The sequence below is a fragment of the Micromonospora echinofusca genome, assembly GCF_017614955.1.
Lineage (GTDB): Bacteria > Actinomycetota > Actinomycetes > Mycobacteriales > Micromonosporaceae > Micromonospora > Micromonospora echinofusca_A.
The window spans coordinates 1-22,922 of record NZ_WVUH01000042.1; the positions used below are offsets into that span (position 1 = coordinate 1).

Below are 22,922 nucleotides of genomic sequence, written 5' to 3' on the forward strand. Positions count from 1 at the left end.
AAAGTGTTGCCAAAGGAATCCACAAACCAACCACACCAAACGATGCGGCCAGTCCGGGGTATCAAACAAAATTTGGCACTGGCTTATCAAGCACCCTGTTGAGTTCTCAAAGAACAACCACACACCATCAGCAGAACCCCCACCAGGAGGCCCCCATCCGGGGCGTTTCGCTCCACATCCCCGCCGCTCCCGCGCCGGGCACTTTTACTACCTTACCTTACCGTTCCCGCCGTGTCAAACCGTATGTCCCGGTCTGTCACACTTTCACACGGAACCGGCCCGCTGATCGCACGCAGCAACCTACACCAACGCTTGACCACCGGATTCGGCAGGCCGGCCGCTCTGCGGTCACCCGCTGGCTCGTCCGTTCCCCTGCCGGTCGACAACCTTACTCGGTCGGTTTCGCCCGACCAAATCCGCCTCTCGGCAGATCCGGTGGCACCACCCGATCGGATGGTGACGGAAGAGCCCGTCCGATCCGAGGATTGTCCGCCGCGCTCCGGCCTCCAGGATCACTGTCCCGTTTTCGTCCGTTCCGCGCTGGCAGAGAGAAAGTTACGCGCCCGGCGGAGGGATCGTCAAATCAACGCCCCTCCTCGGCAATCAACAGAAAGTGGCGAGGCCGTCACACATTGGGAAATACGCTGCCCTGATCCGGGGGCACCGTCGCCGTGGAACAGCAGCACCGCTTTTTCCGTTCCCCATCCCGAGACCCGCAACCGGAAGGACCACCCGTGACCACCCCGCTCACCCCCACGGTCGACGTCCGCCGCGCCGCCGATCGGTTCGCCACCCGGATCGCCTGGCTGGACAGCAGGCACTCGTTCTCGTTCGGCCGGCACCACGATCCGGACAACACCCACCACGGCCTGTTGCTGGTGAACAACGACGACCAGGTGCGCTCCGGCACCGGGTTCGAGACCCATCCGCACCAGGACATGGAGATCGTCACCTGGGTACTGCGCGGCTCGCTGGTACATCAGGACTCCACCGGCCACTCCGGCGTCGTCTACCCGGGGCTCGCCCAACGGATGAGCGCCGGAACGGGCATCCTGCACAGCGAGAAGAACGACGCGTACCGGCTGGAACCCGACCGGCCGCAGGAGCCGGTGCACTTCGTGCAGATGTGGGTGGTCCCCGACGAGTCCGGCATCACCCCCGGCTACGAGCAGCGGGAGATCGACGACACCCTGCTCGCCGGCGACCTGGTCCCGGTGGCCTCCGGGATGGAGCGGCACGACGGGACGACGGCCATCCGGATCCGCAACCGGTACGCCGCGCTGCACGCCGCCCGGTTGCAGCCCGGACAGAGCGTACTGCTGCCCGAGGCGCCGTACCTGCACCTGTTCGTGCCCCGCGGCGCGGTCGCGGTGGAGGGGGTGGGGCTGCTCGGTACCGGGGACGCGGTCCGCTTCACCGCCACCGGTGGGCAGCGGGTCACCGCAGGTGAACCGGCCGAGATCCTGGTCTGGGAGATGCACGCCACCCTGTCCGGACGGCCCTGACCTGACCCGGTGAGCCCTGCCCGGGAACCGGGTACGGCGCGGCAGTGGCCCGGATGGCGGCACGGGTGTCCCGCCATCCGGGCTACCGGCCCGTCGGCATCCGTCCCCGGCACCGCCCTCGGGTAATGTGATCGGTCAGGGCGAGGGACGCTGCGACGGGGACGACACCCGCCACGCTCGACCTGGCACCACCGTTCCAAGGGCGTCCTCCGCATCCCGGAGGAGGTCGGTATGAGCAGTCCCGCAGGCGGCGCCGGTGACGTGGCGGCCACGCTGCGTCAGTTGATGGACGAGCGGGTCCTGGTGCTCGACGGCGCGTGGGGCACGATGCTCCAGGACGCCGGGCTGACCCCCGCCGACTACCGCGGCGACCTCATCGGTGACCACCCCCGGGACGTCACCGGCGACCCGGACCTGCTCAACCTGACCCGGCCCGAGCTGATCCTCGACGTGCACCGCCGCTACCTGGCCGCCGGTGCCGACATCACCACCACCAACACCTTCACGGCGACGAGCATCGCCCAGGCCGACTACGGCCTGGAGGCGCTGGTGCGTGAGATGAACGTGCGCGGGGCGCAGCTGGCCCGGCAGGCCGCGGACGAGGCCGGTGGCCGGTTCGTCGCGGGTTCGGTCGGGCCGCTCAACGTCACTCTCTCCCTGTCGCCCCGGGTGGAGGACCCGTCCTACCGGGCGGTGACCTTCGACCGGGTGAAGACCGCCTACGCCGAGCAGATCACCGCCCTCGCCGAGGGTGGGGTGGACCTGCTGCTGATCGAGACGATCTTCGACACCCTCAACGCCAAGGCCGCCATCGCCGCCGCCCGCGAGGTCGCCCCGCAGCTTCCGCTCTGGATCTCGGTCACCATCGTGGATCTGAGCGGACGGACCCTGTCCGGGCAGACCGTCGAGGCGTTCTGGCGCTCCGTCGAGCACGCCGAACCGCTGCTGGTCGGGGTGAACTGCTCGCTGGGCGCGACGGAGATGCGCCCGCACGTCGCCGACCTGGCCCGCCTCGCCGGCACGTACGTCGCCTGCCACCCCAACGCCGGGCTGCCCAACGCCTTCGGCGGCTACGACCAGACCCCCGACGAGACCGCCGGGTTGATCGGCGAGTTCGTCGACAGCGGCATGGTCAACGTCGTCGGTGGCTGCTGCGGTACCACCCCGGCGCACATCGCCCGGATCGCCGAGACCGTCCGGGGCAGCCGGCCGCGCCGGCTCGTCCCGCCGGCACCGGCCACCCGGTTCAGCGGTCTGGAGCCGTTCGCGATCGGTCCGGACACCGGGTTCGTGATGATCGGGGAACGTACGAACGTGACCGGTTCCGCGCGGTTCCGCCGGCTCATCGAGGCCGACGACTACCAGGCGGCCGTCGACGTGGCGCTGGAACAGGTACGCGGTGGCGCCAACCTGCTCGACGTGAACATGGACGCCGACCTGCTCGACAGCGAACAGGCGATGACCCGGTTCCTCAACCTGATCGCCACCGAACCCGAGGTGGCCCGGATCCCGGTCATGATCGACAGCTCGAAGTGGAGTGTGCTGGAGGCCGGCCTCAGGTGCGTGCAGGGCAAGGGGGTGGTCAACTCGATCAGTCTCAAGGAGGGCGAGGAGGCCTTCCTCGCCCAGGCCCGCCGGATCCGCGACTACGGCGCCGGGGTCGTGGTGATGGCCTTCGACGAGAAGGGTCAGGCCGACACCACCGAACGGAAGGTGGAGATCTGCGGCCGGGCGTACGACCTGCTGGTCGGTAAGGCCGGCTTCCCACCGGACGACATCATCTTCGACCCCAACGTGCTGGCCGTGGCCACCGGCATCGCCGAGCACAACGGTTACGCCAAGGCGTTCATCGACGCGTTGCCGCTGATCAAGAAGCGCTGCCCCGGGGCGCGGACCAGCGGCGGCATCTCCAACCTGTCGTTCGCCTTCCGGGGCAACGACGTGGTCCGCGAGGCGATGCACTCGGCGTTCCTGTTCCACGCCGTACGCGCCGGGCTGGACATGGGCATCGTCAACGCCGGCCAGCTCGCCGTCTACCAGGACATCCCGGCCGAGCTGCTGGAGCTGGTCGAGGACGTGCTGTTCGACCGGCGGCCGGACGCGACCGACCGGCTGGTCACCTTCGCGTCCACGGTCACCGGGTCGGGCACCAAGCGGACCGTCGACCTCTCCTGGCGTACGGCGCCGGTCGCCGAGCGGCTGTCGCACGCCCTGGTGCACGGCATCGTCGACTTCGTCGAGGACGACACCGAGGAGGCCCGGCTGCTGCTGGACCGGCCGCTCGACGTGATCGAGGGTCCGCTGATGGACGGCATGAAGATCGTCGGGGACCTGTTCGGGTCGGGCAAGATGTTCCTGCCGCAGGTGGTCAAGAGCGCCCGGGTGATGAAGCGGGCGGTGGCCTACCTCGAACCGTTCATGGAGAAGGAACGCTCCGCCGGGCACCGCCAGGGCAAGGTGGTACTGGCCACGGTCAAGGGGGACGTGCACGACATCGGCAAGAACATCGTCGGTGTGGTGCTGGGCTGCAACAACTACGAGGTCGTCGACCTCGGGGTGATGGTGCCGGCGGCGACGATCCTGGACACCGCCGTCACCGAGGGCGCCGACGCGGTCGGCCTGTCCGGGCTGATCACCCCGTCGCTGGACGAGATGGTCTCCGTGGCCACCGAGATGCAGCGCCGGGGGATGCGACTGCCGTTGCTCATCGGTGGAGCCACCACGTCGCGGCAGCACACGGCGGTCCGCATCGCGCCCGCGTACGACGGGCCGACCGTGCACGTGCTGGACGCGTCCCGGGTGGTCGGGGTGGTCTCGGACCTGCTCGACCCGGGTCGGGCCGCGACCCTGGACACCGCCAACCGGGCCGAGCAGGAACGGTTGCGGGAGCAGCACGCCAACCGGCACGCCCAGCCGCTGCTCACCCTCGACCAGGCCCGCGCGAACCGGGAACGGGTCGACTTCGCCGACCTGCCGGTGCCGCAGTTCACCGGGATCCGTACCGTCGAACCGGAGCTGACCGCCCTGCGCGAGATGATCGACTGGCAGTTCCTCTTCCTGGCGTGGGAGCTGAAGGGCAAGTTCCCGGCGATCCTGGAGCAGCCGGTCGCCCGCGAGTTGTACGACGACGCGAACACCCTGCTCGACCAGATCGTCTCCGACGGCGCGTTCCGGGCCCGGGGCCGGTACGGTTTCTGGCCGGCGCACGCCGACGGTGACGACATCGTGCTGGACATCCCCGGCTCCGTCCGGTTGCCGATGCTGCGCCAGCAGACCACCAAGCCCGAGGGCCGGGCCAACCGGTGCCTCGCCGACTACGTGGCCCCGGCCGGCGACCACCTCGGTGGTTTCGCGGTCTCCATCCACGGGGCGGAGGAACTCGCCGCCCGGTACGAGGCGGAGCACGACGACTACCGGGCGATCATGGTGAAGGCCCTGGCGGACCGGTTGGCCGAGGCGTTCGCCGAGTACCTGCACCTCCAGGCCCGCCGGGAGTGGTTCGAGCCGGACGCCGAGCCGACCCTGGCGGACCTGCACGCGGAACGCTTCCGGGGCATCCGCCCCGCGCTGGGCTACCCGGCCAGCCCGGACCACAGCCTGAAGCGGGAACTGTTCGACCTGCTCGGAACGGCGGAGTTGGGCATCGGCCTGACCGAGTCGTATGCGATGACCCCGGCGGCGAGCGTCAGCGGGCTCATCTTCGCCCACCCGGAGTCGCGGTACTTCACCGTCGGCCGGATCGGCCGGGACCAGACCCAGGACTACGCGACCCGCCGGGGCCTGCCGCTCACCGAGATGGAGCGGTGGTTGGCCCCCAACCTCGCCTACGAGGTCCGGCCGTAACCGTCCGTCGGGTCTCCGGGCTGCGCCGGTCGCGGCGCGCCCGGGAGACCCGACGGACGGTTCAGGAGCGGGGTCGGGCGTACCGGCCGGCCCGGATCTCCCGCAACGCCCGCCGCCGGACGTCGCCGCGCAGGGTGTCGACGTAGAGCCGACCCGCGAGGTGGTCGGTCTCGTGCTGGAGCGCCCGGGCGAGGAAGCCGCTGCCGGAGATGGTCAGCGGTGCGCCGTACTGGTCGAACCCGTGTGCGGTGGCGTGCATCGCCCGGCGGGTCGGGAAGTACAGCTCCGGCACGGAGAGGCAACCCTCGTCGTCGTCCTGCAGCTCCTCGGACAGCTCCAGCGTCGGGTTGACCAGGTGCCCCCGGTGCCCGTCGGCGTCGTACACGAAGACCTGGGCGCTGACGCCGATCTGCGGTGCCGCGACACCGGCCCGGCCGGGCGCGCCGAGCATGGTGTCCATCAGGTCGGTCACCAGCGCGCGCAATTCGGCGTCGAAGCTGGTCACCGGCTCGCACGGGGTGCGCAGGACGGGGTCACCGATGATCCGGATGGCGCGCATGGTCATGCCGCCAGGCTATCGGTCCGGTGGCGGGCGCCGGACGGCCGGGCACCGCACCGGGTTGCCCCGCGCCGCGTCACGCGCCGACCCGGTTGCGTCCCGGGCGTCGACATCCGATCCGTGTCGCTGCGACCGCCCCGCCCCGGACCGGTCGAGAATGGGCAGCCATGATCCGTCGCTGGCTGCTCGCCGACCAACTCGGACCGCACTTCCTGGACGACCCCCACCAGCCGGTGCTCCTCGTGGAGGTGAAGGAGCTGTTCCGGCGGCGTGTCCTGCACCGCCAGAAGGCCCACCTGATCCTGTCGGCCATCCGGCACCGTGCGGCCGAACTCGGCGACCGGGCGGTGCACCTGCGGACCGGGACGTTCCGCGAGGCACTCGACCGGGTCGGCGAACCGGTCGAGGTCTGCCACCCCACCACCCGGGACACGCTGCGCTTCGCCCGTTCCGCCGACGCGGTGACGGTACTGCCGCCCCGGGGTTTCCTCGTCGCCCACCGGGACTTCGCCGACTGGGCCGATCGCCGGCACGGTGCCCTGCGGGCCGCCGACTTCCACCGGTGGGCGCTGACCCACCTCGGGCTGGCGACCGGGGAGACCCCCGCCCGGCCCGGCCGGGCCGGATCACCGGCGTCCGCGCGCCGACTCGACCTGCCACCGCCGCCGCCGGTCCGGGAGGACGCGATCGATGCCGGGGTACGCCGGGACCTGGACGCCTGGGCGGCCGAGGGGATCCGCTTCGTCGGTCGGGACGCGCCCCGGCGCTATCCGGCCACGCATGCCGAGGCCGAGGAGCGGTTGCAGCACTTCCTGACCCACCGGCTGGCGCACTACGGCCGGTTCCGGCACGTCAGCCTCGCCGCCGATCCGGTACTGGCGCACAGTCTGCTCTCCTCGTCGTTCAACCTGGGGCTGCTCGACCCCGCCGACGCGATCCGCCGGGCCCGGCAGGCCCACCGCACCGGGTCGGTACCCCGGGCCAGCGCCGAGGCGTTCGTCCGGCAGTTGCTCGGTTGGCGGGAGTTCCTCTGGCAGCTGTACTGGTACTTCGAGCCCGGTTTCCGGGGTACGGGCCGGTTGGCGGCGACCCGGCCGGTGCCGCAGTGGTTCGCCGACCTGGACGCCGACGCGGTCGGGGCCCGCTGCCTGGCCGACGCGCTGGCCGGGGTACGGGACCAGGCGTGGGCTCCGCAGATCCAGCGGCTGATGGTGCTGGGCAGCTATGGCCTGCAACGGGGCTGGCGGCCGGCGGAACTGGCCGACTGGTTCCAGCGGTGCTTCGTCGACGGGACGTGGTGGGTGATGAACGCCGCCGTCGTGGGCCTGAGCCAGTACGCCGACCTGGGCCGGGTCGACACCCGCGCGTACACGTCGGACGGCGGCTACCTGGACCGGATCGGTGACCACTGTGGCCGGTGCCGGTACGACCCGGGGCAGCGGCTCGGTGACCGGGCCTGCCCGTACACCGGCGGGTACGAGAGTTTCCTGCACCGTAACCGGGACCGGCTGGTCGGCGATCCGGGGATGGCCGGTCCGCTGGACCGGCTCGCCGGGCTCGGCGACCGGGAGGCGGTCCTGGCGCAGGAGGAGAAACGGCTGCTCGACCCGCCCTGAGCACCGCCTCCACGGTGGAGCGGGTCCGACACGGCGCAAGTCGGAAGAACCGTCCCGTCCGGCACCGGCGGATATATTGCTCGGGTGGCGAAGAAATCGGTTCCGGAACGGCTGAGCTGGGTGGTCGACCTCATGTCGGTCGACCCGTCGGACCAGGTGCTGGAGATCGGCTGCGGTCGTGGGGTCGCGGTCGACCTGGTGTGCGAACGGCTGACCAGTGGGAAGATCACCGCGATCGACCGGTCGGAGAAGGCGATCCAGGGGGCGGCGGAACGCAATTCCGGGTGGGTCGCCGACGGCCGCGCCGACCTGCGGGTGGCCGCGATCGAGTCGGCCGAGTTCGGCGGGCAGACCTTCGACAAGATCTTCGCGGTCAACGTGAACCTGTTCTGGGTCCGCTCCCCCGCCAAGGAACTGGCCCTGTTCCAGCGGATCCTCGCGCCCGGCGGGGCGGTCTACCTCTGCTGGGAACCGCCCGGCGCCGGCAAGGCCGTCGAGATCGACAAGAAGGTCTCCCGCGCCCTGGCCGACCACGGCTGGCAGAGCGAGACGGTCACCGGTCAGGCCGGCGACGCCGCCCTGATCTGCCTGGTCGCCCGGCCGAGCTGAGCGACCGCCGGTGGCGGACATGCCGACGACCACCCTGCTCGACGGCGGGATCGCCACCGAGCTGCAACGGCACGGCTGGCCCGTGCGGGCCCCGTGGTGGGGCGTCGACGTGCTGCTCACCCCCGCCGGCCGTACCCTGCTCGGCGAGGTGCACCGGCGGTACGCCGACGCCGGTGCCGAGGTGCTCAGCGCCCACACCTTCCGCACCAACCTGCGTAACCTCCGCCGGGCGGGCCTGGCCGACGACGACGCCGCCCGGCTGGTGCACACCGCCGTCGGGGTGGCCCGCGCGGCGGCCCCGTCGGGGGTACGGGTCGCCGGGTCGATCGCCCCGGTCGAGGACTGCTACCAGCCCCGGCTGGTACCACCCGACGACGAACTGCGCGTCGAGCACCGGTGGCTGGCCCGGCACCTGCACGACGCCGGGGTGGACCTCGTCCTGGTGGAGACGATGAACACCCTGCGGGAGGCGGTGCACGCCGTGGAGGCGGTGACCGCGTGCGGCATGACGGCCTGGGTCAGCTTCGTCTGCACCGAGCAGGGCACCCTGCTGTCCGGCGAACCGCTGGACCTTGCGGCCCGGACGGCGCAGCGGGCCGGGGCCCGGACGGTACTGGTCAACTGCACCACCCCGACGGGTACCGGGGTCGCGCTGCGGATGCTGGCCGACGCCGGGATCGGTCCGGTCGGGGCGTACCCGAACCTGGAGGACCGGTCCGGGTTGCCGGCGTACACCCCGGTGGACCGGCACGTGCCGGCCGGGACCGGTACCACCCGGTTCGCCGCCGGGTTGGCCGCCTGGCGGGCCGAGTTCGACCTGGTGGCGGTCGGCGGCTGTTGCGGGGCCACCCCGGCGCACGTCGCCGCGCTGAACCGGGCCGTGGCCGGCGGGACGACCTGATCAGAGCCCGAGGGCGGCCAGTCGGGCGTCCACGTCGGCGCGCAGGTCGGCACGTTCGGCCCCGGACAGCAGCGCGGCGTCCACGCCGGTCCGGGTGACCCCGGCCAGTTCGGCGAGGGTGAGCCCGAACTGCTCGGCGGCCAGCCGGTACTCGGTGGTGACGTCGGTGTGGAACATCGACGGGTCGTCGGAGTTGAGGGTGAACGGCACGCCGGCCGCCCGGATCCGGGGCAGCGGGTGGTCGGCCAGGTCCGCGACCACACCGGTACGCAGATTGCTGGTCGGGCAGATCTCCAGCACCACGTTCCGGTCGCGGAGGGTGGTCAGCAGCTCCGGGTCCTCGGCGGCGCGGACCCCGTGCCCGATGCGGGGCGGGTCGAAACGCAGGCAGTCCCAGACCCCCTCGGGGCCGACCGCCTCGCCGGCGTGCGGCACGAAGGGCACCCCGTGCGCGCCGGCCCAGGTGATCGCCTCGGCGAACAGCGAGGCGGGTCGGCCCGGTTCGAATCCACCGAGGCCGAGGGCGACCACGCCGTGCCGCCGGCCGTCGTGGCACCACTGGGCGGTCTGGAGGCACTCCTGCTCGCCGTCGCCCCGGACGTGGTCGAGGATGAACCGCATCCGGACCCCGGTCTGCCGGTACACCTCGGCGGCTCCGGCGGCGACGGCGTCGAGCTGCTCGTCGACGCCGATGCCCCGGGCCCGGTGGTGCATCCCGGGGGTGAACGTCACCTCCAGGTAGCGGACCTGCTGGGCGTGGGCGGCGAGGCCCAACTCGGTGGTGATCTGCTCGAAGTCACGGGGGTCGCGCAGCGCGTCGACGCACTGTTCGAAAAGCTGGGTGAAATGGAAGAAGTCCCGGAACCGGAACAGTTCCCGGATCTCGTCGACGGAGAGCGCGCCGATGTCCCGGCTGTTGCGTCGGGCGATCCGGGACAGCGTCTCCGGCCGGATCGAGCCTTCGAGGTGGACGTGCAGCTCCACCTTGGGCAGCTGGTCGATGATCGACCGTAGTTCGTGGTCGACAGCCGGGCGTGTCATGCGCCGGATGATAGACCGCCGGTGCGGCCGCGGCCGGCCCGACAGCAGCGATCGGGTACGTCGCGCAATTCCGGAGAACCGTAAGACGTCGACGCATGGCTATGGTCGACGGTGCGTCAGTGTACGCGTCAACCCCTATTTTCCTCTCCACCGATGCTGAGGTGTAACTGATGACGGTCGACGCTCGGTCCCGCAGTTTCCTGACCAACCTCAACGAGGGCTGGCACCGTAGGGCACTGGCGGTGTACATGGTGATCGTGGTGGCGCACTGGGGCGAGCACATCACCCAGGCCGTGCAGATCTGGGGGCTCGGGTGGACCCCGGCCGAGGCGCGGGGTGTCCTCGGGATGCCCTTCCCCTGGCTGGTCCAGCAGGAGTGGATGCACTACGCGTATGCCCTGGTGATGCTGGTCGGGTTGGTGATCCTGCGGCGCGGCTTCGTCGGGTCGGCCGCCACCTGGTGGGGGATCTCGCTGGCCATCCAGGTCTGGCACCACTTCGAGCACCTGCTGCTGCTGATCCAGTCGCTGACCGGGTACCACCTCCAGGGCCGGCCGGTGCCGACCAGCATCGTGCAGTTCATCGTCCCCCGGGTGGAGCTGCACCTGCTGTACAACGCGCTGGTCTTCCTGCCCATGGTGGTCGCGATGTACCTGCACATGCGTCCGACGCCCGCGGTGGCGGCCCGGATGCGCTGCACCTGCCACGGCGTCCGCCCGACCGTGTCCGTGGCGTGAAGTGGCCCGCGCGGCACACCGCAGCCGTCGTGATCGCGACGCTGTCGTTCGCCGCGTTCCTGCCGGTGGTACTGGAGAAGCCGGTGCGGCTGGACACCGCCGCACCGGCCGACCGGGCGGTACTTGCCGCACCACCGTCCACTGTCACCCTGACCTTCACCCACGACCTCGACGAACGGGACACCCACGCCACCACAGTGGATGCGTCCGGACGGGTGATGGACCGGCGGACCCCGGTGGTCGAGGGCCGGAGCATCACCCTGCCGGTCACGATCGACGGCACCGGTGGGTACCGGGTCGTCTACCACGTACGGCTGGTCGACGGCGCGGAACTCAGTGGTGAGACGGCCTTCGCGGTCGGCGACGCGGGTCTGCTGCCGCCGGCCGACAGGCCGGTGGAGGTGTCGGCGCACCACGACATCACGAAGATCGACCCGGTGACCGCCGTGGTGCTCGGCGCCAACGTCGTCGTCATCGCCGGTATCGGGGTGCAGTTGATCCGGCGCCGACGGGTGCGACCAGTGATCTCAACGGACTGACAGATTCGCCGGGCGATCCGCCGCGACATGGAAAAATCGATGACACCCGCTGGTCTACCCGGCGGGTGTCATCGGGTCGACGTCGACCCGTAGGCGACGGCCGACGGAGTACCGTCATGCTTCCAGCAATCGGCAGCGCAATCCTTGACGCCGACGACCGGACCGCCGCGATCTGCCGGGCGATCGCGTGGATGCGGGACCATCTGGCCGATCGGCTCCGCCTCGACGACCTGGCCCGGATCGCCCTGTTCAGCAGGTACCACTTCCACCGGATCTTCCACGCGATGACCAGTGTGACCCCGGCACAGTTCCTCACCGCGCTGCGGTTGGCCGAGGCGCAGCGGCTGCTGGTGCACAGTGCACTGTTGATCCGGGACATCGGTCTGCGGGTCGGGTACGACAGCCTCGGCAGTTTCCACACCCGGTTCTCCCGGCTGGTGGGCTCCGCGCCGGGTACGTTCCGCCAGCTGGCCCGGCAGGCGCACACCGTGCGGATCGGGGACCTGCTGGCCGCCCGGGAACCCCGGCACCGGCCGGCCGGCAGCCGGTTGACCGGGCCCGGCAGAGGGTCGACGGACGGGCTCCTGCTGGTGCAGTTGGCCGCCGGCGCGGACCGGGCCGGCAGCGGATGGCTGCCGGTGACTCCGGACGGGTGCCTGCCGCCGGGGGTGCGCGCCACCGGTGAGTACCGGGCCCGGGTCGTCTGGGTCCGGCCGGGCGCGACGGTGACCGAGGCGCTGGTCGACCGGACCCCGGGCAGCTTTCTGGTGGGAACGGGTTTTGCAAGGTACCGGGGTACCGGCAGGCTCGACATCCCGGTGACTCTCCGGGAACCCACCGACCTCGATCCGCCGGTACTGACCGACGTGCCGCTGCGGCTACTCGCGGCGGCCTGACCCGACTGACCTGCCGGACCTCGCGCCCCGGCAGCGGCGGAACCGACCCGACAGCGTGGCGCGACGATCACGGACAGCGATGTTCACCTCGGGGAAACCGGGGACGCGGATCATGCGTCGTCGGCGTTATGCTATGTGTTATTGAACAAGTGCGGTCGCCGCCACCCGGCACCGACCATGACCCGCCGAAACGAGGCAGAGGTGAAAGAGCAGCGGGAGCGACGCAGCTACGACCAGCAGTGCGGCCTCGCGTTCGCCCTGGACCTGGTCGGCGAACGGTGGACCCTGCTGATCGTACGGGAGCTGCTGCTGCGCCCCCGGCGGTACCGGGAGCTGCTGGACGCGCTGCCCGGCATCGGCACCAATCTTCTCGCCGAGCGGCTCAACCTGCTCACCCAGACCGGCATCATCCGTCCGTTGGACACGGAGCGGCGGACTGCCGGTTACACCCTCACCGAGCTCGGTGAGCGGCTGCGTGAGCCGGTGCTGGCCATGGCCCGGTTCGGGCTGGCGGTACTGGCCGAGCGGCCCGCCGAGCTGCCGGCGGGGGTCCGTCGGGCGTCCTGGGCGGTGCTGGCCATCGAGGCGATGGCCGACCCGGAACGCGCCCGTACCGACGAGACCTACGAGTTCGACATCTCCGGTGAGGTCTTCCACGTGGTGGTCCACGGCGGACGGGTGCGCACCAGCACCGGTCCGGCCACCGATCCGGTGCTGCGCATCGCCACCGACACGCAGACCTTCTTCGACCTGGGCAGCCGGGTCATCGAGCCGGTCGAGGCGGTGCTCACCGGTTCGGTGACCGTGCAGGGCCCGCCCGCCGCCGTGCCCCGCTGCCTCTACCTGCTGGGCCTGGGGCCGGATCCGGGTGAGCGGCCGGCGCTGGACGCGTCGACCCACCGGGCCGCCGCCCTGGCCCGGATGCAGGCCCGCACGACGGCCGGCGCCGTCGCGGGCTGAGAGCGTCGCGTCGGCCGGACCGGGCAGAATGGGCCTGCCCTGTTGCTGATCACATCGCGATCGCCGGCGGCACCGGGGCGTACCAGACCGCCCGGGGTTTCATCCGGTCCACCGACGTCAGTGACACGATGCAGGAGACGACCGTTCATCTCCCCCGCTGACAGCCGCTGACGCACGGGGTGGGGACCGGACGTGCCGTCCGGTCCCCACCCCGTGCGTCAGCTCGGAGAATCCCGCGTATCGGGGCCGGATCACCACATGACCGGGGAGATGATCGCCAGCAGCCAACCGAGCGCACCGGCCTGGAACACCGCCGGCAGCCTCGGGTCCCGGCCGACCGCGTACATCGCCCCGGCGACCAGTTCCAGCAGCACCAGGAACGGGGCCAGCAGCATCAGGTAGAGGCCGATCATCCCGGGCAGCAGCCCGGTGGCGACCGCCACGAACGTCACGACCAGCAGCAGCAGCCGGACGGCCAGGGCGAACCCGGAGGCGGCCAGCGGGGTACCGCGCCGGACCAGCAGGTCGACGGCGAGGAAGAAGGGCAGCAGCAGCAGCGCCGCCAGCAGGCCGAGGACCACCCGGGTCGGGGTGGGCAGCAGGCCGTGTCCGAGCGGCCCGAGCGGCAGCAGCAGCAGGATCGTGCCGCCGGTACCGAGCAGTGCGGCGAGCAGCAGCCGACGGCCCCCGGCGGCGCGCAACGGCACCGCCAGGTCGGCGTCGAGCCGGCACCAACGGCGTACCGGCCTCAGCGCGCAGAGCGCCCAGAGCAGGCCACCGGCTGCGGCGAGCAGTACCACCAGGGCGCCCCCGGCCTCCATCCCGACCAGTGGCCCCGGGTCACCCCAGGCCAGCCAGGGCAGCGGCACCAGCAGCGTGCCGGCGATCAGGGCGAGTCCCCGCCACCGGGCGCCGGCGTCGCCGGTACCCCGGCGGACCAACGCCCCGGCGAGGGCGCCGAGCAGCACCAGCAGCCCCAGCATGAAGATCAGGTAGCCCTGGGCGAGTTCGAGCCGGTTGTCCCGGGGGGTGGTGACCGGGCCGACGCCGTTGGCGGCCCGGTTGATCCAGTCGGCCATCCGCTCGGCCGTCTCGTCGGCGTAGAGCATGGTCAGGTGGTTGCCGGGTACCTCCCGCAGCCCGACCGCCGAGCCGTCGCCGTGACTGCCGTACTCGTCGCCGAAGCGGATGTCACCGCCGCGCAGGGTCTTGGCGGTACGCACCGCCTCGTCGCGTACCGCGTCCGGGTCGCCCTCGGCGACCAGGAAGAGCATGTTGCGGCCCTCGGCGTCGCCTTCGATGGTGGCCACCGACCCGCCGAGGGCGACGGTGGCGACCGGACGGGCGTCGTGGGTGGCGAAGTGCACCACCGCGGCGGCGCCCATCGAGTGACCGGCGATCGCCACGTGCTCGCTGTCGACGTACGGCGAGGCGCGCAGCCAGTCGAAGACGGTACGCAGGTCCTCGCGGCGCCCTTCGAAGCCGTGGGGCTCGTGCCGGGCACGGTGGGTGCCGTGGCCACGGAAGTCGAAGGTGGCCACCACGATGCCGGCGGCGGCCAGCCGCCCGGCGAGCCAGCTCATCATGGCCCGGTCGGCGGAGTGGCCGTGGGCGAGCACCAGTCCGGGCGGGCGGCTGCCGGGGGGCAGTGGGGCCGGCAGGTCGACCGTGCTGTCCGGGACCACCGGCACGGTGCCGGGCACGTAGAGGGTGATCGGTACGCCGTCGACGACGAGTTCGCGCTGCGGTACCGCCTCCCGTTGGGTGGTGCCCAGCGCGGCGGCGAACCCCGCCGAGCCGAGCAGCGCCACCACCGCGAGCAGCCCGACCAGCAGCCGCCGGAGGTTCAGCCGGCGGCCCCGGCCCGTCGGGCGGGGTGTGGCGACGGTCGCCTCGCGCACGAGGTCGTCGGTGGTGGACACGGGGCGCCTCCGTTCCCGGTTCGAAAAGGGACGTCGGCACCGGCGGGTGGGGTGCCCGTCGGTGCCGACGTTCCACTCACAGCGTCTGGCTCCACACCCCGATCGGTACCCCGGTGGGGTCGACCAGGTCGGCGAAGGCCCCGGACTCCTCGTCCATCATGGACGGCTCGGACCGGACGGTCGCGCCCAGTTCGACGGCCTTCTTGACGGTGGCCCGCAGATCCTCGGCGTAGACGTAGAGCACCGTGCCGGCCCCGCCGGCCGCCTGCCCCTCGGCTTCGGTGATCATGCCGATCTCCTTGCCGTCACTCCAGATGGTCACCCCGAGGACCTGGCCCAGCGGGGCGAAGTCCTGGTACGTCCAGCCGAACACCTCGGCGTAGAAGCGGCGGGCGGTCTGCGGGTCGGGGGTACGGATGTCGAACCATTCGACGGCGCCGGTACGCACCGACATCACCTCGTCTCTTCCGATGTGGGCGGGACTACCGGGTGCCGGAGTAGCGCTTGTGCGCGTCGGTCAGGTACCGGGTGATCCGGTGGTTCTCCAGGTCCGGGCTGAACACCGTGCCCAGCAGCACCTCGGGCGACAGGCCGACCGGGTGCGGGACGAGGTCGTAGAAGCGCTGCGCGGCCTGCTGGTAGAACAGGTCGAGCACCGAGGTGTCGGTGTGCGACGGCAGCCGCAGGCCGGCCTCGATCGAGGCGGACACCCCGTGGAAGGCGAACTCCCGGACCGCCTCCTGCGGACTCATCGACTCGATCGGCGCCCGCTCCGGGGTGAAGTGCGGCAGGCTCTCCGCCAGGCTCCCCTCACCGAGCAGGTCGTCGACGACCAGCTTGGCGAGCACCGGCGAGCAGTGGAACCCGTCCCGGTAGGTGCCGGTGGCGATCATCAGACCGTCGATGGAGGTGCGTCCGACGAGCGGGAAGCCGTCCAGGGCGACCGGCCGGTTACCCACCATCCAGGCCTTGACGTCGGAGAAGAAGAGCTTGTGGTCGAGCTGCTCCCGGGCCACCTGCACCAGGAACTCGCTCATCCCGATGTCGGCGACGTGGGCCGGCACGTCGAACAGGAGGTTCGTGGCGCCCAGGTACTCCACCCCGTCGCCGAGCGGGATCAGGTGCAGGCCGCAGGAGCCGGACCGGTTGGGGGTACGCACCACGTGCTGGAAGCCGGGTTCGGCCCGCCGCTGGGTCTGCACCGCGATGCCCTTGCCGGCGAACATGGCGGGCACCGCGCCGGGGCCGAGCACCTCGGTCAGCGGGCCGCTGAAGGCACCCGCGGCCAGCAGCACGGTCGCACCGGCGATGCTGCCGCCGTCGGCCAGGTGCACGCCGTGCGCCCTGCCGTCGCGGACATCGAAGCCGGTGACCTCGGCGTCGATGACCGTGACGCCGAGCGAGGTCGCCGCGGTCTGCATGGCGTCCAGCACCGCGCGGGCGTCGATGGCGCCCTCCCGGGGCAGGTGGATCGCCCGCAGCGGCCGGGCCTCGGCCAGCGGGTCCAGGCCGGGTACGTCGGCCGGGCTGATCTCCTCGAACGGCTCGTCGAACTTGGCCAGCGCCGACTGGAGGGCGGCGAAGTTCTCGTCGTCCAGGTGGCCGGACTTGGCGTTGAGCAGCACCGTGGTGCCCTGGCTCAGCGAGCGGTCCAGGTCGGCGACGCCGGAGGCGTCCTTCACTTCCTGCAGCCAGGTCGGCCACCGGTCCAGGGCGTCCCGGCAGATCTGGAACTTCGCCTGCCCGGCCGGGGAGAGCAGGGTGTACTTGGTGATCTCGCCGAAGGTGTTGAGCATCGCACCTGCGGCCATGGAGGCCGCGCCCGAGCGGTGCGCCGGGCCGAGCACGGCGATCCGCAACTCCCGGGCCCGTTTCGCGAGTTCGTAGGCGATCGAGAGGCCCACGATGCCGTTTCCGACAACGACGACGTCGTAAGGGGTCTTCACATTCATTGGCTCGCTCCGCGGTGGACGATCCCTGGCGAGGGACACTTAGTGAGGCGGGATCAGAACCCGAATCCGAATGAGAAGCAAGCTACGTGTCATCAGGGCTTTCGTGGCGAATTCTGTTAGGCATCTGTTGTTACGGATCAATTGGCGCGGCCCCGGGTACTCCGGCCGGCGATGCCGAACCGGGCGCGGGCCGAGATGGCCGGCGCCCGGTGCGGGGCTGCTGAGGTCAGCCGGCGACGTCCGCCGGACGTGGGTGGACGCCGGCCGTCACCGCTCGCGGACGGCTCTCCACCTCGACCGGCACGGTGGGCTCCCCGGTCGTCACCGGCGGGGTGCCGGCGACCGGCGGTGGGTCACCGTGGGTCGGCGCGGCCAGACCGGCCGGTACCTCGTTGGTGGTGGTGAACGGACAGCGCGCGACGGGCTCCGGCTCGGCCGGCAGGAAGTTCGGCAGCAGCGCCTGGGTGTCGTAGTAGCGGTGGAACACCGGGGTCTGCGAGGCCGACATGGGCGGCACGATCCAGCTCCAGTCGGCCGGACAGCTCCGGCCGGCCCGTTCCTCACCCCGCAGGTGGGTGATGAAGCGCGCCGACTCGGTGTGGTGGTCGGTGATGGTGACCCCCGCCGCGTGGTACGAGTACAGCACCGCCCGGTTGATCTCGACCATGGCCCGGTCCCGCCACAGGGTGTGCTCGGCGGAGGTGTCCAGTTTCAACATCTCGGCCACCACGGGCAGGAGGTTGTACCGGTCGGTGTCGGCGAAGTTGCGGGCGCCGATCTCGGTACCCATGTACCAGCCGTTGAAGGGCGCCGCCGGGTAGGTGATACCGCCGATGCGCAGGCGCATGTTGCTGATCGCCGGTACCGAGTGCCAGCGCAGCCCCAACTCGGCGAGTTCGGGGAGTTCCGGGTGCGTGATCGGGACCTCGTGCACCACGTCGGCGGGGAGCCGGGCCATCAGCGGCGGCCGGTTGGCCGTCTGCACCACCAGGGGCAGCAGGTCGAACCGGCCCCGGTGCGCCGGGGCGCGCCAGCCCAGGGACAGCGCGGTGGCGGTCAGCGCCTCGTTGCGGGGGTCACCGAGCAGCGAGCCGTCCGGCTCGCGGTAGCCGGCGTACCGGATGAGCTGGTCGTTGACGATGCGGGGACCGGGCCGGTCCGGCAGGTCCGGGGCGAAGACGGTGATGACCGGCCTGATCCGGCCACCGTTGGTGGCCAGCTTCAGGTGGTTGACACAGCCGACGAAGACCCCCCAGGGGTCGTCGACCGCCCGCAGGTCGCGTACCCGCAGGCTGCGCCAGTAGAGCCGGCCGATGCAGTTGGCGCTGTTCCGCCAGGCGACCCGCGCACCGAAGGAGAGTTCGGCCGGGGTGTGCCGGTACGTGCCGGTCGTGGCGATCTGCCAGCGCACCTGCTCCAGTCGCGGCTCGGGCGGCCCGAGGCGGGGGTCCTCGGCGTGGTGCTGCCGGATGAACTCCTCGGCCTCGACGGGATCCGCCTCGCCCGGGCTGCCACCGGTCTCCCGGACCGGGGGCAGCCCGACGCGGACCGCCCGGACGGGGGCCGCCGTCATCGCGGGCTGTGGTGGCAGGGGCGCGGGGCGCCCGGTTCACTTGGCGCAGGGGCTTCCGTCGCCGTAGTCATTGCTGGCATACCACTCTCCGCGTCCGCCTGGGAGGAGGTCGAGGATCTGCCACACCGGGCAGTACAGATCGAGACCCCGACCGGACTCGTCGGTCGGGAAGATCGCCTGCATGGTGTAGGAGTGGCGGACGGTGTCGCCGTCGCGTACCAGCACGCTGATGGCGGGGAACTGCATGTCGCCACTCGGGTCCTCGACTCTGAGGTCCGTGTTGAAGGTGCTGTCGTGGCTGGACAGCAGTCGCAGTCGGGTCCAGCCGCGTCGCCGTGCCCAGGCCCGGACCTTGTCGATCGGGGCCTTGGCCACGGCGACGAACGCCGCGTTCTGCTCGACGTGCGGCCGGACGCCGTTGAAGCCGTCCAGCCACATCGAGCACATCTCACACGCCTGGTCGTCGTTGGGACCGAACATCATGTGGTAGACGATCAGGTTGCGCTGATCACCGAAGAGGTCGAGCAGCGTCGGCCGGCTGAGCGGACCGTCGCTGCCCAGGTCGACCGGGCCTTCGGTGAAGGTGTACGAGGGCAGTTCGGCACCCTCGGGAAGGGCGCGCCGCTGGGCGGCGACGCGCTCGATCGCGTCCCGGAGGTTCTGCTCGGCGCGGAGCAGCTCGCTCCGCGCCGCGCGGTACTCCGGGCTGGCCTGCGCCGGCCAGAACTCGGTCTCGGGGATCACCGGTCTACTCCTGGCCGCCGCTGGTCCCGTCGGTGGTGGCAGCGTCGACGCCGGCCGCGACCAACTCCTCCGTCGGTCGTCCGCTGCCCCGGAAGACCAGCTTGGACTTGTCGACGTTGTCCGGATCGCCCTCACAGTCGACCACCACGATCTGACCCGGGGTCAACTCGTTGAACAGGATCCGCTCGGACAGGTTGTCCTCGATGTCCCGCTGAATCGTCCGACGCAACGGCCGCGCACCCAACACCGGATCGAAACCCTTCACCGCCAGGTACTTCTTCGCGCTGTCGGTCAACTCCAGACCCATGTCCTTGTTCCGCAACTGCGACTCGATCCGCGCGACCATGATGTCCACGATCGACAGGATCTCCTGCTGCCGCAACTGATGGAACACGATCGTGTCATCGATCCGGTTCAGGAACTCCGGCCGGAAATGCTGCTTCAACTCATCGTTGACCTTCTGCTTCATCCGGTCGTAGTTCGACTCCGAATCCTCAGAAGCCTGGAAACCCAACGACACCGCCTTCGCGACATCCCGCGTACCCAGGTTCGTGGTCAGAATGATCACCGTGTTCTTGAAGTCCACGATCCGACCCTGACCATCCGTCAACCGCCCATCCTCCAAAATCTGAAGGAGAGTGTTGAACACATCCGGATGAGCCTTCTCGATCTCATCGAACAACACCACCGAGAACGGACGACGGCGCACCTTCTCCGTCAACTGCCCACCCTCGTCATACCCCACATACCCAGGCGGCGCACCCACCAGACGCGACACCGTGTACCGGTCATGGAACTCCGACATGTCCAACTGGATCAGAGCATCCTCCGACCCGAACAGGAACTCCGCCAGAGCCTTCGACAACTCCGTCTTACCCACACCCGACGGACCCGCGAAGATGAACGACCCCGACGGACGCTTCGGATCCTTCAACCCCGCCCGCGTCCGACGAATCGCCTTCGACACCGCCTTCACCGCGTCCTCCTGGCCGATGACCCGCTTGTGCAGCTCATCCTCCATACGCAGCAACCGCGACGTCTCCTCCTCGGTCAACTTGTACACCGGAATACCGGTCCAGTTCCCGAGCACCTCCGCGATCTGCTCATCGTCAACCTCACTGACGACGTCCAGATCCCCCGCCTTCCACTCCTTCTCCCGCTGCGCCTTCGCACCCAGCAGCTGCTTCTCCTTGTCCCGCAACTGCGCAGCACGCTCGAAGTCCTGCGCATCGATCGCGGACTCCTTGTCCCGACGCACCTGAGCGATCCGCTCATCGAAATCACGCAGATCCGGCGGCGCCGTCATCCGACGGATCCGCATCCGCGCACCCGCCTCATCAATCAGATCGATCGCCTTGTCCGGCAGGAAACGATCCGAGATGTACCGGTCCGCCAACGTCGCCGCCGCCACCAGAGCCGCATCCGTGATCGACACCCGGTGATGCGCCTCATACCGATCCCGCAGACCCTTCAGGATCTCGATCGTGTGCGCCAACGACGGCTCACCCACCTGGATCGGCTGGAACCGCCGCTCCAACGCCGCGTCCTTCTCCACGTACTTGCGGTACTCGTCCAACGTCGTCGCACCGATGGTCTGCAACTCACCCCGCGCCAACATCGGCTTCAGGATGCTCGCCGCGTCGATCGCACCCTCCGCGGCACCCGCACCCACCAGAGTGTGGATCTCATCGATGAACAGGATGATGTCACCCCGGGTCCGGATCTCCTTGAGCACCTTCTTCAGACGCTCCTCGAAATCACCCCGGTACCGCGAACCCGCAACCAACGCCCCCAGATCCAGGGTGTACAGCTGCTTGTCCTTCAGCGTCTCCGGCACCTCACCCTTGATGATCTTCTGGGACAGACCCTCGACCACCGCGGTCTTACCCACACCCGGCTCCCCGATCAACACCGGGTTGTTCTTCGTCCGCCGGGACAGGACCTGCATGACCCGCTCGATCTCCTTGGACCGGCCGATCACCGGGTCGAGCTTGCCTTCCCGGGCCGCCTGGGTCAGGTTACGACCGAACTGGTCCAGCACCAGTGACGTCGACGGAGCGGCCTCGCCCGTCGTCGCACCCGCAGCCGCCGGCTCCTTGCCCTGGTAGCCGGAGAGCAGCTGGATGACCTGCTGCCGCACCCGGTTCAGGTCGGCACCCAACTTCACCAGCACCTGGGCGGCGACGCCCTCACCCTCCCGGATCAGACCCAGGAGGATGTGTTCCGTGCCGATGTAGTTGTGGCCGAGCTGCAACGCCTCACGCAGCGACAGCTCCAGGACCTTCTTGGCCCGCGGGGTGAACGGGATGTGACCGCCCGGAGCCTGCTGGCCCTGGCCGATGATCTCCTCGACCTGCTGGCGGACACCCTCAAGCGAGATGCCCAGGCTCTCCAGAGCCTTCGCCGCGACGCCCTCACCCTCGTGGATCAGGCCAAGCAGGATGTGTTCCGTGCCGATGTAGTTGTGGTTGAGCATCCGGGCCTCTTCCTGGGCCAGGACGACAACCCGTCGCGCTCGGTCGGTGAACCGCTCGAACATGCCCTCGTGCTCCTCACGTGCCGTGCGCACTCGATCTTGGTGGTCAAGAATCTCGGCGGGGCCGGTGCCCGGACGTCCAAGACGAACGTCCGTGCCTCATTACTCTATCGTCGCGAACCGGTCCGGCAGAGGTCGTGTGCTGCTGGCCGGGCCCGCGAACGCGTCGTTCCTATCAACTGTCCCCGCTCAGAGGCTGTTCCGGACCGCCCGCCTCTACGCGCATAGCGAAATTCAACGCGCCAGCGGTGACCACCGGGGACCGGTCGGCCATCCACAGGCTGTGGACAAACTATCCACCGGTTGTGGACAACAGCCGCCTCCGGGGGATTCTTCCCGGTCCGCCGGGAAGATCCCGGCCGCTGACCGGTACCGCCGCCGGGAAGATCCCGACCGGCTGACCGGTGACGCCACCACGACGCCCGACAGCGCCGGGCACCCGGAAACCGACCACCCTGCGGCCACGGATCCCACCATGTGTGAACAAAACGCCTAAAAAACAGAAGCCGGACACCCTGCCTCGGCGGGGCCGGGAAGCACCACGCCGGCCCGGAGCACCCTCCGGACCGGCGTCGACGACCGTCGGTCGGACCGTTCAGCGCCCGGCCTTGGCGTGGTACTCGTCGACGATCTCCTGCGGGATACGACCCCGGTCGGAGATCTCCCGGCCTTCCTTCTTGGCCCAGGCCCGGATGGCCTTGTTCTGCTCCCGGTCGGCGGTGGCCCCACCACGCCCGCGCGCAGCACGACCGCCGACGACCACCCCACCCCGACCGACCTTCGATCCGGCCGCGACGTAGGGCGCGAATAGCTCCCGCAATTTACCGGCGTTCTTCTTCGAGAGGTCGATCTCGTACTGAACCCCGTCGAGCGAGAACTTGACGGTCTCGTCCGCGTCCCCGCCGTCCAGGTCATCGACCAGCTTGTGAATGATCTGCTTGGCCACGTGCCACGTTCCTTTCGAGCAGGTTCTCCTGCAAACAAGAGCA

At 70.3% G+C, this 22,922-nt stretch carries 18 protein-coding genes; 9 read left to right on the forward strand and 9 right to left on the reverse strand.

The window, feature by feature from the left end; translation table 11 throughout:
- Window positions 1-734 precede the first annotated feature (734 nt).
- Window positions 735-1,505 (forward strand): pirin family protein, encoded by a 771-nt coding sequence (locus tag GSF22_RS07775; RefSeq protein WP_208812321.1) that lies wholly within the window; start codon window positions 735-737, stop codon window positions 1,503-1,505.
- Between the two features lie 231 nt (window positions 1,506-1,736).
- Complete coding sequence (gene metH, locus GSF22_RS07780; RefSeq protein WP_208812323.1) at window positions 1,737-5,348, forward strand: methionine synthase; 3,612 nt, start codon at window positions 1,737-1,739, stop codon at window positions 5,346-5,348.
- A gap of 61 nt (window positions 5,349-5,409) precedes the next feature.
- On the opposite strand, the gene def is transcribed toward metH, so the two are convergent.
- Complete coding sequence (gene def / locus GSF22_RS07785) at window positions 5,410-5,913, reverse strand: peptide deformylase (protein ID WP_208812325.1); 504 nt, start codon at window positions 5,911-5,913, stop codon at window positions 5,410-5,412.
- Between the two features lie 161 nt (window positions 5,914-6,074).
- On the opposite strand from def, the gene GSF22_RS07790 reads away from it, so the two are divergent.
- The 3 genes from GSF22_RS07790 to GSF22_RS07800 all read left to right on the forward strand — a co-directional run bounded on the left by GSF22_RS07790 (window position 6,075) and on the right by GSF22_RS07800 (window position 9,033).
- Entirely contained in the window at window positions 6,075-7,523 is a 1,449-nt protein-coding gene (locus GSF22_RS07790; protein ID WP_208812327.1) for a cryptochrome/photolyase family protein, read from the forward strand.
- Window positions 7,524-7,607: 84 nt separating this feature from the next.
- Window positions 7,608-8,132, forward strand: a complete 525-nt coding sequence (locus tag GSF22_RS07795; protein ID WP_208812329.1) for a class I SAM-dependent methyltransferase — start codon at window positions 7,608-7,610, stop codon at window positions 8,130-8,132.
- A 19-nt stretch (window positions 8,133-8,151) separates the two neighbouring features.
- Window positions 8,152-9,033, forward strand: a complete 882-nt coding sequence (locus tag GSF22_RS07800) for a homocysteine S-methyltransferase family protein (RefSeq protein ID WP_208812331.1) — start codon at window positions 8,152-8,154, stop codon at window positions 9,031-9,033.
- Here the strand turns inward: GSF22_RS07800 and add are convergent, their stop codons facing one another.
- Window positions 9,034-10,074 carry an adenosine deaminase gene (add, locus tag GSF22_RS07805; protein WP_208812333.1) on the reverse strand — a complete coding sequence of 347 codons (1,041 nt, stop codon included), beginning with the start codon at window positions 10,072-10,074 and terminating at the stop codon, window positions 9,034-9,036.
- 170 nt (window positions 10,075-10,244) lie between these two features.
- On the opposite strand from add, the gene GSF22_RS07810 reads away from it, so the two are divergent.
- From GSF22_RS07810 to GSF22_RS07825, 4 genes are all read left to right on the forward strand, one after another.
- Complete coding sequence (locus GSF22_RS07810; protein WP_208812335.1) at window positions 10,245-10,811, forward strand: hypothetical protein; 567 nt, start codon at window positions 10,245-10,247, stop codon at window positions 10,809-10,811.
- A complete protein-coding gene (locus tag GSF22_RS07815) occupies window positions 10,808-11,350 on the forward strand; it encodes a copper resistance CopC family protein (RefSeq protein WP_208812337.1) in 543 nt (180 codons plus the stop codon). Before GSF22_RS07810 ends, GSF22_RS07815 begins: the two co-directional genes overlap by 4 nt.
- 116 nt (window positions 11,351-11,466) lie before the next feature.
- Window positions 11,467-12,246: a helix-turn-helix domain-containing protein gene (locus tag GSF22_RS07820; protein ID WP_208812340.1), complete on the forward strand. Its 780-nt coding sequence runs from the start codon at window positions 11,467-11,469 to the stop codon at window positions 12,244-12,246.
- A gap of 201 nt (window positions 12,247-12,447) precedes the next feature.
- Entirely contained in the window at window positions 12,448-13,206 is a 759-nt protein-coding gene (locus tag GSF22_RS07825; RefSeq protein ID WP_208812342.1) for a winged helix-turn-helix transcriptional regulator, read from the forward strand.
- Between the two features lie 251 nt (window positions 13,207-13,457).
- On the opposite strand, the gene GSF22_RS07830 is transcribed toward GSF22_RS07825, so the two are convergent.
- From GSF22_RS07830 to GSF22_RS07860, 7 genes are all read right to left on the reverse strand, one after another.
- Complete coding sequence (locus GSF22_RS07830; RefSeq protein ID WP_208812344.1) at window positions 13,458-15,128, reverse strand: alpha/beta hydrolase family protein; 1,671 nt, start codon at window positions 15,126-15,128, stop codon at window positions 13,458-13,460.
- 76 nt (window positions 15,129-15,204) lie between these two features.
- On the reverse strand, window positions 15,205-15,576 hold the full coding sequence (locus tag GSF22_RS07835) for a VOC family protein (protein WP_208812346.1): 372 nt from the start codon (window positions 15,574-15,576) through the stop codon (window positions 15,205-15,207).
- Window positions 15,577-15,610: 34 nt separating this feature from the next.
- On the reverse strand, window positions 15,611-17,080 hold the full coding sequence (locus GSF22_RS07840; protein ID WP_208812348.1) for an NAD(P)/FAD-dependent oxidoreductase: 1,470 nt from the start codon (window positions 17,078-17,080) through the stop codon (window positions 15,611-15,613).
- Window positions 17,081-17,306: 226 nt separating this feature from the next.
- Complete coding sequence (locus GSF22_RS07845; protein ID WP_208812350.1) at window positions 17,307-18,653, reverse strand: nitric oxide synthase oxygenase; 1,347 nt, start codon at window positions 18,651-18,653, stop codon at window positions 17,307-17,309.
- A 36-nt stretch (window positions 18,654-18,689) separates the two neighbouring features.
- Window positions 18,690-19,397 (reverse strand): DUF899 family protein, encoded by a 708-nt coding sequence (locus GSF22_RS07850; protein WP_208812352.1) that lies wholly within the window; start codon window positions 19,395-19,397, stop codon window positions 18,690-18,692.
- Between the two features lie 4 nt (window positions 19,398-19,401).
- Window positions 19,402-21,936 (reverse strand): ATP-dependent Clp protease ATP-binding subunit, encoded by a 2,535-nt coding sequence (locus GSF22_RS07855; RefSeq protein ID WP_244366607.1) that lies wholly within the window; start codon window positions 21,934-21,936, stop codon window positions 19,402-19,404.
- A 592-nt stretch (window positions 21,937-22,528) separates the two neighbouring features.
- Window positions 22,529-22,879 carry a histone-like nucleoid-structuring protein Lsr2 gene (locus GSF22_RS07860; protein ID WP_208812354.1) on the reverse strand — a complete coding sequence of 117 codons (351 nt, stop codon included), beginning with the start codon at window positions 22,877-22,879 and terminating at the stop codon, window positions 22,529-22,531.
- Window positions 22,880-22,922: the final 43 nt, after the last annotated feature.

Excerpts from the sequence above, each read along its gene's own strand:
- GSF22_RS07845 (WP_208812350.1), bottom strand. The coding sequence starts at position 18,653 with ATGACGGCGGCCCCCGTCCGGGCGGTCCGCGTCGGGCTGCCCCCGGTC.
- GSF22_RS07790 (WP_208812327.1), top strand. The coding sequence starts at position 6,075 with ATGATCCGTCGCTGGCTGCTCGCCGACCAACTCGGACCGCACTTCCTG.
- GSF22_RS07810 (WP_208812335.1), top strand. The coding sequence starts at position 10,245 with ATGACGGTCGACGCTCGGTCCCGCAGTTTCCTGACCAACCTCAACGAG.
- GSF22_RS07800 (WP_208812331.1), top strand. The coding sequence starts at position 8,152 with ATGCCGACGACCACCCTGCTCGACGGCGGGATCGCCACCGAGCTGCAA.
- GSF22_RS07820 (WP_208812340.1), top strand. The coding sequence starts at position 11,467 with ATGCTTCCAGCAATCGGCAGCGCAATCCTTGACGCCGACGACCGGACC.
- GSF22_RS07840 (WP_208812348.1), bottom strand. The coding sequence starts at position 17,080 with ATGAATGTGAAGACCCCTTACGACGTCGTCGTTGTCGGAAACGGCATC.
- GSF22_RS07855 (WP_244366607.1), bottom strand. The coding sequence starts at position 21,936 with ATGTTCGAGCGGTTCACCGACCGAGCGCGACGGGTTGTCGTCCTGGCC.
- add (WP_208812333.1), bottom strand. The coding sequence starts at position 10,074 with ATGACACGCCCGGCTGTCGACCACGAACTACGGTCGATCATCGACCAG.
- def (WP_208812325.1), bottom strand. The coding sequence starts at position 5,913 with ATGACCATGCGCGCCATCCGGATCATCGGTGACCCCGTCCTGCGCACC.
- metH (WP_208812323.1), top strand. The coding sequence starts at position 1,737 with ATGAGCAGTCCCGCAGGCGGCGCCGGTGACGTGGCGGCCACGCTGCGT.